The sequence below is a fragment of the Pseudomonas sp. PWP3-1b2 genome (assembly GCF_049896045.1).
Classification (GTDB): domain Bacteria; phylum Pseudomonadota; class Gammaproteobacteria; order Pseudomonadales; family Pseudomonadaceae; genus Aquipseudomonas; species Aquipseudomonas antarctica_B.
The window spans coordinates 1-15,373 of sequence record NZ_JAFCTN010000029.1 but is presented as its reverse complement, the minus strand read 5'-3'; the positions used below and the strand labels follow the sequence as shown (position 1 = coordinate 15,373).

The window sequence follows — 15,373 nt, the reverse complement described above, 5'->3', positions numbered from 1 at the left end:
CTTCCAGAAGTGGGGCCGTCCCCGGATTAAGCGCTTGAGAGCGTCGCAGGGTCGTCCCCGCGAAGCTCGGTAGAGTGGCAAATATTGATCATACGATCAAGTTTACGGCGTGGTTTCCAATGCGCGACGGTCTTCCTTTTCGCTCATGCGGCGGAAGTAAGTCGACAGCAATGCCCCGGAAATATTGTGCCAAACGCTGAACAGCGCACTTGGCACCGCCGCCAGTGGCGAAAAGTGCGCACTCGCCAGTGCGGCGCCCAGCCCGGAATTTTGCATGCCCACTTCCAGCGCCAGCGACTTGCGCTGTGCCAACGGCAGCTTGAACAGTCGACCGGTGAAGTAGCCCAGCAAATAACCAAAGCTGTTGTGCAGCATCACCACGGCCATGATCAAAAGGCCTGACTCGGCGATCTTCGCCTGGCTCGCCGCAACCACGGCGGCGACGATGATCACAATGCTGACCACCGACACCAGCGGCAGCACCTCGACGGCATGGCGCACCCGAGCGCCAAGCACGCGTTGCGCGACCACACCCAGCACGATGGGCAACAGCACCACTTGCAGAATTGACCAGAACAACTCCATGAACGACACCGGCAACCAGGCCGACGCCAACAGCCATATCAGCGCCGGGGTGAGCAGCGGGGCGAGGAGGGTGGTGACGGCGGCAATCGCCACCGACAGCGCGAGGTCACCTCGGGCCAGCCACGTCATCACGTTGGACGAAGTGCCGCTCGGGCAGCAACCGACGAGGATCACGCCCACGGCAATTTCCGGTGGCAGGTGGAAGGCCTGGCAGAGCAGCCACGCCACGCCCGGCATGATCACGAAGTGTGCGACCACGCCCAGTGCCACGCGCCACGGATGGCGCGCGACTTCGGCGAAGTCTTCAAGTTTGAGGGTCAGCCCCATGCCGAACATCACCAGGCCCAACAGTGGCACGATGGCGCCCTTGAGGCCGATGAACCAGCCGGGCCCCAGGAACGCGAGCACTGCGAAGATCAACACCCAGTAGGCGAAGGTATTGCCGACAAAGCGGCTCAGGGCGGCGAGTGCGCGCATGGGAAATGGCCTTTGTTATTGGAATTTTGAAATTGTAAACGCGATCAAATGTGGGAGCGGGCTTGTGTGGGAGCCGGGCTTGCCCGCGATGCAGGCACCTCGGTCTTCATCTGAATCGAGGTGATGCTATCGCAGGCAAGCCAGCTCCCACACTGACCGTGCCCACACAAGACAGAGGGGGCTATCAAATACCCTGTGGGGTTTCTTCGCCGCCCAGGGCTTCCACCAGCGCCGGGATGAAATCGCCGAAGGTCAGCATCATCAGTGTGAAGCTGGCATCCAGTTGGCCCAAGGCCTCTTCACCACCGTCCTGTTCCGCCTGATCCTGCAGTAGGTCTTCGAACTTCAGGCGCTTGACGGTCATCTTGTCGTCGAGCATGAAGGAAAGCTTGTCCTGCCAGGCCAGCGACAGTTGGGTCACGACTTTGCCGGTGGTCAGGTGCAGCTGGATTTCTTCGCCGGTCAGGTCCTGGCGTTTGCAACGCACGATGCCGCCGTCTTCGTGGGTGTCGCGCAGTTCGCATTCGTCGAGGACGAAGAAATCATCGGCCGGTTTCTGGGTGGTGACCCAGTCGGTCATGATTGCAGTTGGCGCGGTTTTCACGGTGAGTGGGCGTACCGGCAAGGTGCCGATCACTTCACGCAGGGTCGACAGCAGGTCTTCAGCGCGTTTCGGGCTGGCCGAGTTCACCAGAATCAGGCCCTGTTTTGGCGCGATGGCGGCGAAGGTCGACGAGCGACGAATAAACGCGCGCGGCAGGAAGGCCTGGATGATTTCATCCTTGATCTGGTCGCGTTCCTTTTTATAGACCTTGCGCATTTGCTCGGCCTCGATCTCTTCGACCTTCTCTTTCAGTGCGTCACGCACCACGCTACCTGGCAGGATGCGTTCTTCCTTGCGCGCGGCGATCAGCAGGAAGTCCCCGCTGACGTGAACCAGGGGAGCGTCTTCACCTTTACCAAAAGGTGCGACGAAACCGTAAGTGGTCAACTCCTGGCTTGCACAAGGGCGCGCCAGTTTGGTGGCCATTGCAGTTTCCAACGCCTCGGCATCAACAGGCAGATCTTGGGTCAGGCGATAGATAAGCAGGTTCTTGAACCACATGGGGTGAGTCTCTCCTTTATACAAAGGGGGGCATTATTCTCTTGATAACGCCTGAGGCCAACCCTGCCTAAGCCATTGGAAGGCCTCAAAAAAAAGATTTAAAAAAGTGCTTGCCAGACATAGGGTCGCTCCGTAGAATGCGCGCCACACCGAAACGAAGGGTGATTAGCTCAGCTGGGAGAGCGTCTGCCTTACAAGCAGAATGTCGGCGGTTCGATCCCGTCATCACCCACCATTCGCTTCATGTGTTACGCGCAGCGGTAGTTCAGTCGGTTAGAATACCGGCCTGTCACGCCGGGGGTCGCGGGTTCGAGTCCCGTCCGCTGCGCCATATTCGGTAACCTGGAACACTGAACGCCAGGTCACCACAGAAAGCCCGCTCACTGAGCGGGCTTTTTTTTGCCCGCAATGTGGCCTTGCAGTCGTGATCTCCACCGAAATCCGCATGTTTGCCGACCTTGCGGCCGGCCATGTGTCTACACGCCCATCAGCCGGTAGCCCACCTGCAATTCAGTGATGAAGTGCTGCGGTTGCGCAGGGTCTGCTTCGAGTTTTTGGCGCAAATGCGCCATGTGCACCCGTAAGTAATGGGCGCGGTCCACGTAGTCCAGGCCCCAGACTTCCAACAGTAATTGGCGGTGGGTCAGCACTCGGCTCTGGCCGCGAATCATCGCGCAGAGCAGGCGATATTCGATGGGCGTGAGGTGCACCGACTGCCCCTGGCGCCATACCTCATGGGTCGCGAGGTCGACTTCAATTTCGCCAAACGCCACCTTGCTGGTGGCTGTCATGTTGCCAGTCTGCCCATGTCGGCGCAGTTGGGCGCGGATGCGTGCCAGCAGCTCGGGCACCCCAAAAGGTTTGGTCAGGTAGTCGTCGGCGCCGGCGTCCAGGGCGGCGACTTTTTCCTCTTCACGGTCTCGCGCCGAGAGCACCAGAATCGGCACCGCCAGCCAGCCGCGCAGTTCGCTGATCAGCTGTTTGCCATCGCCGTCCGGCAAACCGAGGTCGACGATCACCAGGTCCGGCTGGCGGCTGGAGGCATGAATCAAGGCGCGCTTGACGCTGTCGGCCTCGAACACCTGAAAACCCTCATCTTGCAGGGCGATGCCGACGAAGCGACGGATATTGGCTTCATCTTCAACAATCAAAATACGTGCGGTGCTCATAGGGCGTCCATGGGCGGCGGTGTGCCTGCCGGTAAAGTGAGGGTGAAATGCATGCCGCCGGGTTGGCCGGGGTTCGCCTCGATGCGCCCGCCGTGGGCCTCGACGATGCGTTTTGCCAGTGCCAGGCCCAGGCCAATGCCGGCGACGGACGACTCCTGCTGGCCGCGCGCGAAGGGTTCAAACAGGTTGGCCGATGTGCTGCCGGGGCCGTTATCGCTGACCTCCAGCACAATGTTGGCGGCGGTTGACGCGGCGGCCACGGTGATAAGCGTGCCCGCAGGGGTGTACTTGGCGGCGTTGTCGAGCAGGTTGACCAGCACGCGTTCGATCAACAGCGCGTCGATGTTCACCAACGGCAGCTGCGGGTCCAACGCGGTGTGCACGCGGTGCTGCGCCAACGGCTCACGTAATTGGCGCAGGGCGCTGCCGACGATTTCTTCCAGCGAATGCCATTGCTTGTTCAAGCGCACGCCGCGCTCTTGCATGCGGGCCATGTCCAACAGGTTTTCGATCAGCCGCTGCATCGACGTGGCTTGTTCGTGAATGCCCTTGAGCAATTCGGTCAGCGGGCCTGGCGGGGCGTGAGGCAGCGCGGTGTCGGCGGCGCCGATCAAGGTTGTCAGCGGCGTGCGCAGGTCGTGGGAAATGGCCGCCAGCAAGGTGTTGCGCATTTTCTCGCCTTCCATCTGCACCAGGGTGCTTTGCGCCACTTCAACAAAATGCACGCGCTCCAGGGCGATCGCCAATTGGCTCATGCAGGCTTCCAGCAGGCGGCGTTCCTGGGGATCGTTCAGGCGCTCGGCCTGGGCCAGTTCGAGCACCAGCACACCGCGTACGCGCATCGGCGCTTTGAGTGGCAAGTAGCACCCTTTGGCGGCTGACAGGGTGTCGGTGCCCTGGCCGGCAGTCCTGCCGTGGTCGTAGCTCCATTGGGCGATGCTCTCGTCAATCGGCAAGCCGCCCGGGCCGACGCTGTGCACGCCGTCGGCCGCGTCGGGCAGCGCCAGGCCGACCCGCGCCTCGAACACGCCGCTGAAAGTACGCAGCGCGACTTCGCTGATCTGCTCCACGGTCAGCGCCGCCGACAGATCGCGGGCCAGCCGTGCCAGCGACGTGGCGCGCCGTTCGCGCGCGGCGGCGGTGCGCGCTTCATGGCGCAGGCGGGCAGTGAGTTGCCCGGTGATCAAAGCGATGCCGAGCATCAGTGCAAAGGTGAAGAAATATTGGGTGTCATTGACGGTAAACGAGTAGCGCGGCTGCACGAAAAAGAAGTCGAAACACAGCACCGCGAGCATCGCCGCCCACACGCCGGGGCCGCGTCCATAGCGCAAAGCCACCAGCACCACCGTGAGTAAAAACAGCATGACCACGTTGGCCAAATCGAACACTTGCAGCAGCAGGGCGGCGACGGCCGTGGCGGCGAAACAGGCGAGACTGGACCACAGATAAGCAAGCTTTGTAGCGGTGGTCGGCGTGGTTTTTTCGCTCACCGCAGGCTTGCCCGGCAGCAACCCGTGGGCAATCACGATCTGGTCGATTTGCGGGTGATGCCGGCTGATGCGGTCGCTCACCGACTGATGCCAAAACCGCCACGCCTGGCGCGGATGGTGGCCGAGCACCAGGCGATTGGCGTTGTGCTCACGGGCACAGGCGGCCAGGGCTTCGGCCACGTCCAGGCCGGGTAGCGTCGCGGTATCGGCGCCGAATTCGCTGGCCAGCGCCAGGGTTTTCATCGCGGCCAGGTAACACTTGGCGCCGCGACCCTGATGGGCGGCGACGTGGACCACGATCCAGTCGGCTTCGAGTTTCTGCGCCAGGCGTGCAGCTTCACGCACCAGGCGCTCATCACCCGAGTCGCCCGCCACACCGACAAGCAAACGTTCGCGGGCCGGCCATAGCGTACTGATCGAACGCTCGCGGCGGTACACGCGCATTTGCGCATCGACCCGGTCGGCGGTGCGCCGCAAGGCCAGCTCCCGCAACGCCAGCAGGTTGCCCTTACGGAAAAAGTGCTGTGACGCACGCTCGGCCTGTGGCCCCAGGTACACCTTGCCGTCCTTGAGGCGTTGCAGCAGGTCGTCGGGCGGCAGGTCGATTACCACCACGTCGTGGGCGTTATCGAACACATGGTCCGGCACGGTTTCGCGCACGCGAATGCCGATGATCCCGCTGACCAGGTCATTCAAACTTTCCAGGTGCTGGACGTTGAGGGTGGTCCACACGTCGATACCCGCGCTGAGCAGTTCTTCGACGTCTTGCCAGCGTTTGGGGTGGCGCGAACCGGGCACGTTGCTGTGGGCCAATTCGTCCACCAGCACCACGGCCGGGTGCCGGTGCAGGGCGGCGTCGAGGTCGAATTCGTTGAGGGCGAATTCGCGGTGTAACAGGGCTGCGCGTGGCAGTTGTTCAAGGCCGTCGAGCAGCTCGGCGGTTTCCCTGCGGCCGTGGGTTTCTACCACGCCGGCAAGCACGTCACGGCCCAGCGCGACTTCGCGTTGGGCCGCGCTGAGCATGGCGCAGGTTTTGCCCACCCCGGCGTTCGAGCCGAAGTAGATACGCAGTTTGCCGCGCAAGGCGGCCTGTTCTTCTTGCTGTACCCGAGCCAGGAGGGCGTCGGGGTCGGGGCGTTCGTCGTGTAATGCGGGCATGTCATTCCTGGTCAGTGGAGGCGCTGGCTTGTCAGCGATGGCGGTCTGCCCGTTGAACGGTGTGTAGCTGACTCACCGCTGTCGCAGGCAAGCCAGCTCCCACCCTGGGTTGAGGGTGTGGCCTACACCAGGCCCACTCCGGTCAACAGCATGTCGATCAGCTTGATCCCGGCAAACGGCACCAGCACGCCGCCCAGGCCATAGATCAGCAGGTTGCGATTGAGCAGCGCGGCCGCGCCGATCGCCCGGTACTTCACGCCGCGCAGCGCCAGCGGAATCAACGCGACAATGATCAATGCGTTGAAAATTACCGCGCTGAGAATCGCCGAGTTGGGGCTGCCGAGGTGCATCACATTCAATGCGCCGAGCTGTGGGTAGGTGGCGACAAACGCGGCCGGAATGATCGCGAAGTACTTCGCCACGTCATTTGCCACGCTGAACGTGGTGAGGGCACCACGGGTCATCAGCATCTGTTTGCCCACCTCGACCACTTCGATCAACTTGGTCGGGTTGCTGTCCAGATCGACCATGTTGCCGGCCTCTTTTGCCGCCTGGGTGCCGCTGTTCATCGCCACCGCGACGTCAGCCTGGGCCAGTGCCGGCGCGTCGTTGGTGCCGTCGCCGGTCATGGCCACGAGCTTGCCCTGGGCCTGGTAGTCCCGGATCAGTTGCAGTTTGTCTTCCGGACGAGCTTCGGCGAGGAAGTCATCCACACCTGCTTCCACCGCAATCGCGGCGGCGGTCAGGCGGTTGTCGCCGGTGATCATCACGGTCTTGATGCCCATGCGGCGCAACTCGGCGAAGCGTTCCTTGATGCCGCCTTTGACCACGTCCTTGAGTTCCACCACGCCCAGCGCCCTGGCGCCGTCGCACACCACCAGCGGTGTGCTGCCGCGCCTTGAAACTTCATCGACCTTGGCCTGCAGGGCTGCCGGAAAGCTTCCGCCCAAGGCCTCGATATGGCTGCGAATCGCGTCCGCCGCACCCTTGCGAATCGCCCGACCTTCGGGCAGGTCCACGCCGCTCATGCGGGTTTGCGCGGTGAAGTGCACAAACCCTGCGCCGAGGGCGTTGATGTCACGCGCGCGGATGTCGAATTTTTGCTTGGCCAGGACCACAATGCTGCGGCCTTCCGGGGTTTCGTCGGCAAGCGAGGCGAGTTGTGCCGCGTCGGCCAACTCGGCTTCCTTCACGCCCGGCGCGGGCAAAAAGCTGCTGGCCTGGCGATTGCCCAACGTAATGGTGCCGGTCTTGTCGAGCAGCAACACATCCACATCGCCCGCTGCCTCAACGGCGCGGCCCGAGGTGGCGATGACGTTGGCCGACATCATCCGGCTCATGCCCGCCACGCCGATGGCCGAGAGCAGGCCACCGATGGTGGTGGGGATCAGGCACACCAGCAACGCCACCAGCACCGTGGCACTGATCACGCTGCCGCTGCCGCTCATGGCCACCGCAAAGATCGAGTAGGGGCTCAGGGTGGCGATCACCAGCAGAAAGAGCAGGGTGAGGCCCACCAGCAAAATCGTCAGCGCGACTTCATTCGGGGTTTTCTGACGCTTGGCCGACTCCACCATCGAGATCATGCGGTCGAGGAATGATTCACCGGGATTGACGCTGATGCGCACCACCAGCCAATCCGACAGCACGCGCGTGCCGCCGGTGACCGACGAAAAATCGCCGCCAGCCTCACGAATCACCGGGGCCGACTCGCCGGTGATCGCGCTTTCATCCACCGAGGCCACGCCCTCGATCACCACGCCGTCCAGCGGCACCAGGTCGCCGGCTTCCACCAGCACCACGACGTCTTTGCGCAGCAGGCTGGCTTCCAGCGGTAACCAGGCGGCGCCGTAGCGGGGTTGTTGCAGTAACTTGGCCAGGGTCTGGCGTTTCATGCCGCGCAGGCTTGCGGCCTGGGCACGGCTGCGGCCCTCAGCCAGTGCCTCGGCGAAGTTGGCGAAGAGCACGGTGAACCACAGCCACAGTGTGATGCTGAGGATAAAACCGCTGGGCGCTTCACCCTTGCCGCCCAGAGACTGGAACCACAGCAGGGTGGTGAGCAGGCTGCCCAGGTACACCACGAACATCACCGGGTTTTTCCATTGCGCCTGTGGCAGTAATTTCTTCAACGCGTCGACGCCGGCAGTGAGCACGATGCGTCGATCAAACAGAGGTAAACGGGCATTTTTCATGAAGGAATCTCTTACTCACTGAGCGCAATGGCGGGCTGACGGGCATCCAGCGCCAGGTTGAGTTGCAGCACATTCACCCGTGGCTCGCCGAGCAAACCGAGGGTGCGCGCGCTGGTATGGGCGTCCAGCAGTTGCAGCAGTTCGGTTTCGGGGATCTGCCGCACGCGAGCGACCCGCGCCAGTTGCAGCCGCGCGTTGGCGACGGAGATGTGCGGGTCCAGGCCTGATGCCGAGGCGGTCACCGCGTCCACCGGAATCTGGGCGTCCGCTGCCAGTGCATTGTCCTGGCGATAGGCCTGGACGCGAGCGGCTACCTGGTCCAGCAGTTTCTGGCTGGTGGGGCCGAGGTTGCTCGCGCCGCTGGAACCTGCGTTGTACGGCTGCGCAATGCTTTTACTCGGGTCTTGCGGGTCGGCGCCGAGGGTCATGCTGGGACGGCCATGGAAGTACCCAGGCTGAGTGAAGTTCTGACCGATCAGGGTTGAGCCGATCACCTTCCCATCACGTTCAATCAACGAACCTTGTGCCTGAAACGGAAACAGCCATTGCGCAACAACGGTGGTAAAGGCCGGGTACGCCAGCCCTGTCAGCAGCATGAAAAACACCGCCGACACCAGCACCGGGCGCAGCAGGCCTTTGAATATCGATTGAGTCGTCATCAACGTGTCCTCAGTTATACGTCTGGCCGGACAGCAACTGCAGTTGCTCCACCAGCGGGCCGAGCGCGAGCGCCGGTAAAAAGGTCAGGCCGCCCACCACCAGCACCACGAATACCACCAACACCATGAACAGCGGGGTCGCAGTGGGAATGGTGCCGGCGCCTGCAGGCACGGTCTTTTTCAGTGCCAGGGAACCGGCTACCGCCAGCATCGGCAGCATCGTGAAGAAGCGCCCGATTAACATCGCCAGGCCAATGGTGGTGTTGAAGAACGGCGTATTGGCGTTCAAGCCGGCAAACGCCGAGCCGTTGTTGGCGGTACCGGAGGTGTAGGCGTACAGCACCTCGCTGAACCCGTGGGGGCCGAGGTTGTTGAGGCTTGCCAGGGTGTCTGGCCACAGGGCAGCGAGGGCGGTGAAACCGAGGATGCTGATGGGGTGCGCGAGCACCGAGAGCATCACCAGTTTCATCTCTCGGGCTTCGATTTTCTTGCCCAGAAATTCCGGGCTGCGGCCGATCATCATGCCCACCAGGAACACCGTGAGCAGGGCGTACTGGATCAGGTTGATAAAGCCCACGCCGTCGCCGCCAAACACACAATTGAGCATCATCTGCGCCAGGGGTACGAAGCCGCCCATGGGGGTCAGCGAGTCGTGCATGGCGTTGACTGAACCGGTGGTTGCCGCCGTGGTGGTGGCAACAAACAGGCTGCTGTCGGCGATGCCGAAGCGCAGCTCCTTGCCTTCCATGTTGCCGCCGCTTTGTTCGATCGACAGCGTCTGGTTGGCGCCAACCCCTGTCAGCAGCGGGTTGCCGTTTTGCTCGGCGCCATACACCAGCGCGAAAAAGCCTACGAACATCACCACAAAGGTGCCGAAAAACACCCAGCCCTGACGGCGTTGCACCAGCATGCTGCCGAAGGTGTAGGTCAGCGCCGACGGGATCAGCAACATGCTGAGGATGTGCAAAATGTTGGTCAGCGGCGTGGGGTTTTCGAACGGGTGGGCGGCGTTCATGCTGAAAAAACCGCCGCCGTTGGTGCCGATATGCTTGATCGACTCGAAGCTGGCGACCGCGCCGACTATCAACTGCTGCTGCGCGCCTTCAAGGGTTGTCGCCAACGCCTGCGAGGCAAAGGTCTGCGGCATGCCCTGCCACACATACACCAGTGCCATGCCCACACACAGTGGCAGCATCACTCGGTAAAGCGTGCGGACGAAGTCGACCCAGAAATTGCCGATATTCGCCGAGCCTGAACGGCTCAACCCACGAATAAAACCGGCTGCCGCCACTACACCGGAGGTGGCCCCGACGAACATCAGGAACGTGATGACGGCCATCTGGCTGAAGTTCGACAGGCTGGTTTCGCCCGAGTACGCCTGCCAGTTGGTGTTGGTAATAAAGGAGGCTGCGGTATTGAACGCCAGGTCCGGGGTTTGCGCGGCCAGCCCCAGCGGGTTGATCGGCATCAGCGCTTGCAGGCGCAGCACCAGATAGCCCAGCAGCATCATTGCTGCGTTCGACAGCAACAACGCCGACCCGTAGCGGGCCCAGCCCATGGTCTCCAGTGGGTCGATGCCCAGCAGGCGGTAAGTGCAACGTTCCGGCAAGGCATGGCGGGCCCCGGTAAACACCCGGGTCAGCCACTTGCCCATCAGCACCGCAAGCCCGGTCATCAACCCCAGGACCAGCGCAAATTCCAGCAAAGTGCTTAACATGTCATGGCTCCGTTCAAAGCTTGCCCATGGCGACAATGGCCATGGAAGTCGCAACAAAAAACACCAGGGAAAGCCCCATAAACATCACGTCGTACATGGCGGGCTCCCTAGAACTTTTCGGCGCGAACAAGGGCGTAGCCCAAGTAAGCGAACAGCCCCACGGCGCATGCACCGCTGGCGATATAGATGAAGGTCAGTGTGAGCACGGTGTAACTCCCCTTGATGAATAAGCCGGGGAGGTTAAGCGTTGGCGTATCAAGCTCGGGCACTGATTAGTGGGGGCGGTATTAAGACGGTATATAGATGAGGTTAGGGCCGGCGCACGAAAAAAAGGGACAGCCCATTGCCGGGGTATCCCTTTAAAACCTGGGGTTGCGCTGATTTGGACGATCAGCTTATTTGATTTTCTTTTTCTTCTCGTCACGGGTGGCGAGGTGCTCGAAGCAAAACGCGGCGGTGCCGAAGAGCGCAATCATTGACAGGACGACCATGCCTAAAGTTGAACTTTCCACGATGACTTCCTACGGGTGTTTGGGGTAGGAAGTCACGGTAGAGTGTGCGGGCTTGGTGGCTCAATAGGGACGACGTAAACGTTATGGCGAACGGGCTATCAATACGCATTCTTTACGCTGGCAGCGGTTGGCGGCCCTGAACGGGCCGCGCGGCTATTACAAGTTACGGCTGTGCCGGTAATCGCTGACTGCTTCATACACGGCTTTACGCAAGCGGTTGATGCCGCCAATGGGGCGATGCGCTTCCAGCCCGAACCAGGGGTTGAATGACTGGTTGTCGCAAGCCAGGTTCAGGGCCGGGGTGTCGAAGTCCTGGGCCGGGATTTTCACGGTGGCCACGGTTTCGTAAGGCGCGTCACTTTCCTTCCATTCAATGCTGGTGTCTTCGATCGGCATGAATTTCTGCGGGTTCTGGCGCTGAACCTGCAACACGAAACACGCGGGTACACGGTCGGTGGACAGTTGCTGGTTCAGGGCGCTGCGCAGGAAATTCGGCAGGTCCTCGTTCTGTTTTGGCAACGTGTATTGCGGGCAGTTTTGCGGGTCGGGGGCAACACGAAACTTGGCATTGGCTGCGCCAAACTTGTAAGGCGAAACTGAAAAGTAGGTGGTCTGGGTCGGGCTTGCGGGTGCCGGTGCCAGGGTCGCCAGGGCGATAAACAGGTGGCGTACTTGCCAGCTGCGTGGGTCAGCCTCGGGGAAGAATGCCAGGACTTTTTTGCCATCCGCCTGGGCGGCAACGTTTTGCGCGTACTCGGCTACATCGCTGACAAAGAAGTTCGGGTGGCTGAACATCACGAAGTCTTGTTCGGTGCGCGTTTGTTGGTCGGCCATCAGCTGTTTGCCCGGCACATCCAGCAGCTTGAGCGCCATGCCGCGCGCGTCGCGGATGCTGTCGAACTGCTGGTAGGCATTGCCGTTGGAGAGCCGCATCATCGCTTGCCAGGTTTTTCCAGGCTCGGCGAACACGCCTTGGCGCAGGGCCGGGTCGAGGTCTGCCAGCACACTGACTTGGGCTTTTACGCAGCCGTGGGCCTTGGCGTGAGCGTCGCGCAGGTAGCGGGTGCCTTCGCGGTGCTGATCGACGATGCGCACGGCGGTCTGGATGATGCCTTGGGTCATTGCCGCTTCGCCGGGTGGGACCTGTTCATTCGGCGACACCGCGCCGCTGTGTTGCCAGGCGAACCAGGCGGTTGCCGCCAGCCAACCGAGTAAACCCAGGCCCGCCAGCCACAGCAGGGTTTTGCCCAGAAACCTGCCCAGGGCCAGCCACAGGCGTGCGAGGGGGGAACGTTCGTTGTATTGCGATCGAATAATCATGGCAACTGTTGCTCCAGCGGGCCGCCCAGCACTTTGAGGTATTCCAGCAGCGCCAGGCGTTCCTGCGGCAGCAAGCTGCGGCCGATCACGCCGTTGCCACGTTTGCCGGCACGGAATTCGTGGCCGCTGTTGTGGTTGCCGGTGAGGTGTGTGTCGAACATAAAGGCGTTCTTGAACGCGGCGGTCTGGAAGCCCAGGTGGCGCGGGTCGTAGTCGAAAGTGCCTTTATAGAAAGTGGTGCTGCGCTCGTCCTGAGGCGAGAGCAGTTGGTAGATCGTCGGTACCGAGCCGTTGTGCAGAAACGGCGGGGTGGCCCACACACCGGCCAGTGGCCGCGCCTTGTAGGCGCGCAACTCGCGCACGCCGATGGGCAGGCCGTAGCCGTCCAGGCGCGGGCGCTCGACGGGAGTCACCCCGGCGGCGCGGTAAGCGCGGTCCTCGACGAAGGCGGTGACGTACGCCAGGCCCTTGGCCACGGACATTTTTGTCAGGTCCAGCGGTTCGGTCGGCGTGGGGTGCAATTCGACGTTGAGCCTTGCCAATTCCGCCGGGTCCCAGTGCAGGGCGCTGAGGTCATAGCGCTGGTCAGCGATATTGCTGGCGGCATTGGGGTCTGTGCCGATGTAGTCCACCGGGAGCATTTTCAACTGCTGCACCGGGCGGCCATTTTCCTGGGTGACGGTGGGAACATGGCAACCGGCGCAGTTCTCGGCGAACAATGTGCGGCCGCTGGCAGCGAGGGGTTTGTCGACGGCCCCGAACAGGTCTTCGGGCCAGGTCGGCGGTTTGAGGCGTTGCAGGGTTTCTTCGATCAAGTTCAGGTCGCGCACGCGCACGCTGGACGGGTAGCGCGCATCGCCTTGAAGGGGTTGGCCGGCGCTGTCGAAAAAGGTCAGGGTGGCGCCAACGCCGAGGGCTTCGCCGATATTGCGCGCCATCGGTTGCTGGGCCGAGCCGTTCCATTGCACCCAGTCGAAGGTCCAGATATCCCACAGTTGCGGGTAATCCACCGGCGCGTTGGCGACGCGGTAATTCTGCGGGGAGATGGCGTCGCCGAAACTGGCGTTGGCGATGCGGCCGAATGCGTCCGTGCGGCCAGGGCCCTCTTCGGTGGGGTAGAGGCCGCGGTGGGTATCGTTCCAGGCAACTTTGAGGAACTGGTTCAGCGACTGCTTGAAGTCCTGGCGCAGTTGGCTGTGCTCGGCATCGTAGCGATCGCCGAGTACCTGGCGGGCGAAGCGCTCGAATTTCCACGGGTTGTAATAGGTGGCAGCAAGGCTTGCGACCAGCGCCTGGCCAAAGCTGCCACCGCGCAAGGTCGGCACGCTGGACGGCAGCACATGTTGGGCCGAACCGCCGTCGATGCGCAGGGCCTGGCCTTTGAAATGCAGTTCGCCGGTGTGGCAGGCGGCGCAGGTGATGTCCAGGTATTCAACGGTGCTGCCGGCGTTCTGGTGCCGGGCAAAACCCACGGGCAGGTTGCCGGGGTTTTGCGCCGTCGGAACTTGCCTGGGGTCGACCAGAAAGCCAAAGCGCGCCAGGTACTGCGGCGTGGCAAAACGCTGTTCCGAGAACGGCAGTTCGAGGGCGGTGAACCAGTCGTAATGCAGGCCTTTTACCTGGGTGCCCTGGGGCGTGAAGTAGTAGGTCTGGCGGTCGGCGGCACTCCATTGATCCTGGTAGTGCACCTGCTCCACCGGAGTGTAATCCGGCAGCTTGGGGTTGAGGGTGTAATAGAGCAGCACCGCCAGTAGCAGGCCGCAGGCTATGAGTATCAGAAGTAATACACGAAAAAAAATGCGCAAGATAACGGTCCTTGTCGAGTTGTTGCGTTCTTATGCCATTGCACCACGAGTGCGGCAAGTGGCCAGTAAGCTGGTCTTGAGGTGTGCCGCGATCCATCGCGGGCTACCATCATGAATGAAATTGCTTTTAAACACGTGAACTTATCAGCAGTTTCCCCCTCAGATGCCGGTAGCCATTGGTCGTGGCCGCCTGATAAGCTCGCGACTTTACTCGAATGCCCTTTTGGCGCACGAACAAGGAAATAGCATGAAACAGCATCGGTTGGCGGCGGCGGTGGCCCTGGTTAGCCTGGTACTTGCGGGTTGTGATTCGCAGACCAGCGTAGAGCTGAAAACCCCGGCGCAGAAAGCTTCCTACGGCATCGGCCTGAACATGGGCAAAAGCCTTGCCCAAGAAGGCATGGATGACCTGGACTCCAAAGCGGTAGCCCAAGGCATCGAAGATGCCGTTGGCAAGAAAGAACAGAAGCTGAAAGACGACGAGCTGGTTGAAGCGTTTGCCGCACTGCAGAAGCGTGCAGAAGAACGCATGACCAAAATGAGCGAAGAGTCGGCAACCGCCGGCAAGAAATTCCTCGAAGAGAACGCCAAGAAAGACGGCGTAGTCACCACTGCTTCCGGTCTGCAGTACAAGATCGTGAAGAAGGCCGACGGTCCTCAGCCCAAGCCTACCGACGTAGTGACTGTTCACTACACCGGCAAGCTCACCAACGGCACTACCTTTGACAGCTCCGTGGATCGTGGCAGCCCGATTGATCTGCCGGTCAGCGGCGTGATTCCAGGTTGGGTCGAAGGCCTGCAACTGATGCACGTTGGCGAGAAGGTTGAGTTGTACATTCCGTCTGATCTGGCCTACGGCGCACAGAGCCCGAGCCCGGCGATTCCAGCCAACTCGGTGTTGGTGTTTGATCTGGAACTGCTGGGGATCAAGGACCCGGCCAAGGCTGAAGCTCCTGACGCTCCGGCTGCACCTGCTGCACCTGCCGCCAAGAAGTAATTAGCGGCTGGACACATACAACGCCCCGTTTCGACGGGGCGTTGTTGTTTGTGCTTGGCTGGGGTTTGGCTTTTTGAGTGTATATCCGTTGTTGCGGTAACGGCTGGGATTGGTTCCGCTCTTACAGCGGCTCACTTTTGGAAAGACCGGAAGCCGGCCCAGCCAAAAGTAAGCAAAAGGTCTTCGC

11 protein-coding genes and 2 tRNA genes are annotated in these 15,373 nt (G+C 61.6%); 3 read left to right on the top strand and 10 right to left on the bottom strand.

Features of this window, described 5'->3' with window-relative positions; genetic code table 11:
* Positions 1-102: 102 nt before the first annotated feature.
* Together ACP7A2_RS18540 and rdgC are read right to left on the bottom strand one after the other, a co-directional pair.
* A complete protein-coding gene (locus ACP7A2_RS18540) occupies positions 103-1,062 on the bottom strand; it encodes a bile acid:sodium symporter family protein (RefSeq protein ID WP_426135374.1) in 960 nt (319 codons plus the stop codon).
* A 184-nt stretch (positions 1,063-1,246) separates the two neighbouring features.
* Positions 1,247-2,167: a recombination-associated protein RdgC gene (rdgC, locus tag ACP7A2_RS18535; RefSeq protein ID WP_424488905.1), complete on the bottom strand. Its 921-nt coding sequence runs from the start codon at positions 2,165-2,167 to the stop codon at positions 1,247-1,249.
* A gap of 159 nt (positions 2,168-2,326) precedes the next feature.
* On the opposite strand from rdgC, the gene ACP7A2_RS18530 reads away from it, so the two are divergent.
* Both ACP7A2_RS18530 and ACP7A2_RS18525 read left to right on the top strand, forming a co-directional pair.
* Positions 2,327-2,402 (top strand) — tRNA-Val (locus ACP7A2_RS18530).
* A gap of 19 nt (positions 2,403-2,421) precedes the next feature.
* Positions 2,422-2,498, top strand: a tRNA-Asp gene (locus tag ACP7A2_RS18525).
* Between the two features lie 145 nt (positions 2,499-2,643).
* On the opposite strand, the gene ACP7A2_RS18520 is transcribed toward ACP7A2_RS18525, so the two are convergent.
* The 8 genes from ACP7A2_RS18520 to ACP7A2_RS18485 form a co-directional block, all read right to left on the bottom strand.
* A complete protein-coding gene (locus tag ACP7A2_RS18520) occupies positions 2,644-3,336 on the bottom strand; it encodes a response regulator (protein ID WP_426135373.1) in 693 nt (230 codons plus the stop codon).
* The gene (locus ACP7A2_RS18515) at positions 3,333-5,984 is read right to left on the bottom strand and encodes a DUF4118 domain-containing protein (RefSeq protein ID WP_426135372.1); all 2,652 of its coding nucleotides are present in this window, start codon (positions 5,982-5,984) and stop codon (positions 3,333-3,335) included. Before ACP7A2_RS18515 ends, ACP7A2_RS18520 begins: the two co-directional genes overlap by 4 nt.
* 122 nt (positions 5,985-6,106) lie before the next feature.
* Complete coding sequence (gene kdpB, locus ACP7A2_RS18510) at positions 6,107-8,176, bottom strand: potassium-transporting ATPase subunit KdpB (RefSeq protein WP_426135371.1); 2,070 nt, start codon at positions 8,174-8,176, stop codon at positions 6,107-6,109.
* 11 nt (positions 8,177-8,187) lie between these two features.
* A complete protein-coding gene (gene kdpC, locus ACP7A2_RS18505; RefSeq protein WP_426135370.1) occupies positions 8,188-8,835 on the bottom strand; it encodes a K(+)-transporting ATPase subunit C in 648 nt (215 codons plus the stop codon).
* A gap of 10 nt (positions 8,836-8,845) precedes the next feature.
* The gene (gene kdpA, locus ACP7A2_RS18500) at positions 8,846-10,552 is read right to left on the bottom strand and encodes a potassium-transporting ATPase subunit KdpA (RefSeq protein WP_426135369.1); all 1,707 of its coding nucleotides are present in this window, start codon (positions 10,550-10,552) and stop codon (positions 8,846-8,848) included.
* A gap of 107 nt (positions 10,553-10,659) precedes the next feature.
* Positions 10,660-10,758: a K(+)-transporting ATPase subunit F gene (gene kdpF, locus ACP7A2_RS18495; protein ID WP_426135368.1), complete on the bottom strand. Its 99-nt coding sequence runs from the start codon at positions 10,756-10,758 to the stop codon at positions 10,660-10,662.
* A gap of 462 nt (positions 10,759-11,220) precedes the next feature.
* A complete protein-coding gene (locus tag ACP7A2_RS18490) occupies positions 11,221-12,384 on the bottom strand; it encodes a catalase family protein (protein ID WP_426135367.1) in 1,164 nt (387 codons plus the stop codon).
* Entirely contained in the window at positions 12,381-14,189 is a 1,809-nt protein-coding gene (locus ACP7A2_RS18485) for a di-heme-cytochrome C peroxidase (RefSeq protein ID WP_426135366.1), read from the bottom strand. Before ACP7A2_RS18485 ends, ACP7A2_RS18490 begins: the two co-directional genes overlap by 4 nt.
* Positions 14,190-14,436: 247 nt before the next feature.
* Here ACP7A2_RS18485 and ACP7A2_RS18480 point away from each other — a divergent pair, with 247 nt between their 5' ends.
* Positions 14,437-15,186: an FKBP-type peptidyl-prolyl cis-trans isomerase gene (locus ACP7A2_RS18480; protein WP_348062634.1), complete on the top strand. Its 750-nt coding sequence runs from the start codon at positions 14,437-14,439 to the stop codon at positions 15,184-15,186.
* Positions 15,187-15,373: the final 187 nt, after the last annotated feature.

Coding starts and splice junctions, on each gene's coding strand:
- ACP7A2_RS18540 (WP_426135374.1), bottom strand. CDS start 1,062: ATGCGCGCACTCGCCGCCCTGAGCCGCTTTGTCGGCAATACCTTCGCC.
- rdgC (WP_424488905.1), bottom strand. CDS start 2,167: ATGTGGTTCAAGAACCTGCTTATCTATCGCCTGACCCAAGATCTGCCT.
- ACP7A2_RS18520 (WP_426135373.1), bottom strand. CDS start 3,336: ATGAGCACCGCACGTATTTTGATTGTTGAAGATGAAGCCAATATCCGT.
- ACP7A2_RS18515 (WP_426135372.1), bottom strand. CDS start 5,984: ATGCCCGCATTACACGACGAACGCCCCGACCCCGACGCCCTCCTGGCT.
- kdpB (WP_426135371.1), bottom strand. CDS start 8,176: ATGAAAAATGCCCGTTTACCTCTGTTTGATCGACGCATCGTGCTCACT.
- kdpC (WP_426135370.1), bottom strand. CDS start 8,835: ATGACGACTCAATCGATATTCAAAGGCCTGCTGCGCCCGGTGCTGGTG.
- kdpA (WP_426135369.1), bottom strand. CDS start 10,552: ATGTTAAGCACTTTGCTGGAATTTGCGCTGGTCCTGGGGTTGATGACC.
- ACP7A2_RS18490 (WP_426135367.1), bottom strand. CDS start 12,384: ATGATTATTCGATCGCAATACAACGAACGTTCCCCCCTCGCACGCCTG.
- ACP7A2_RS18480 (WP_348062634.1), top strand. CDS start 14,437: ATGAAACAGCATCGGTTGGCGGCGGCGGTGGCCCTGGTTAGCCTGGTA.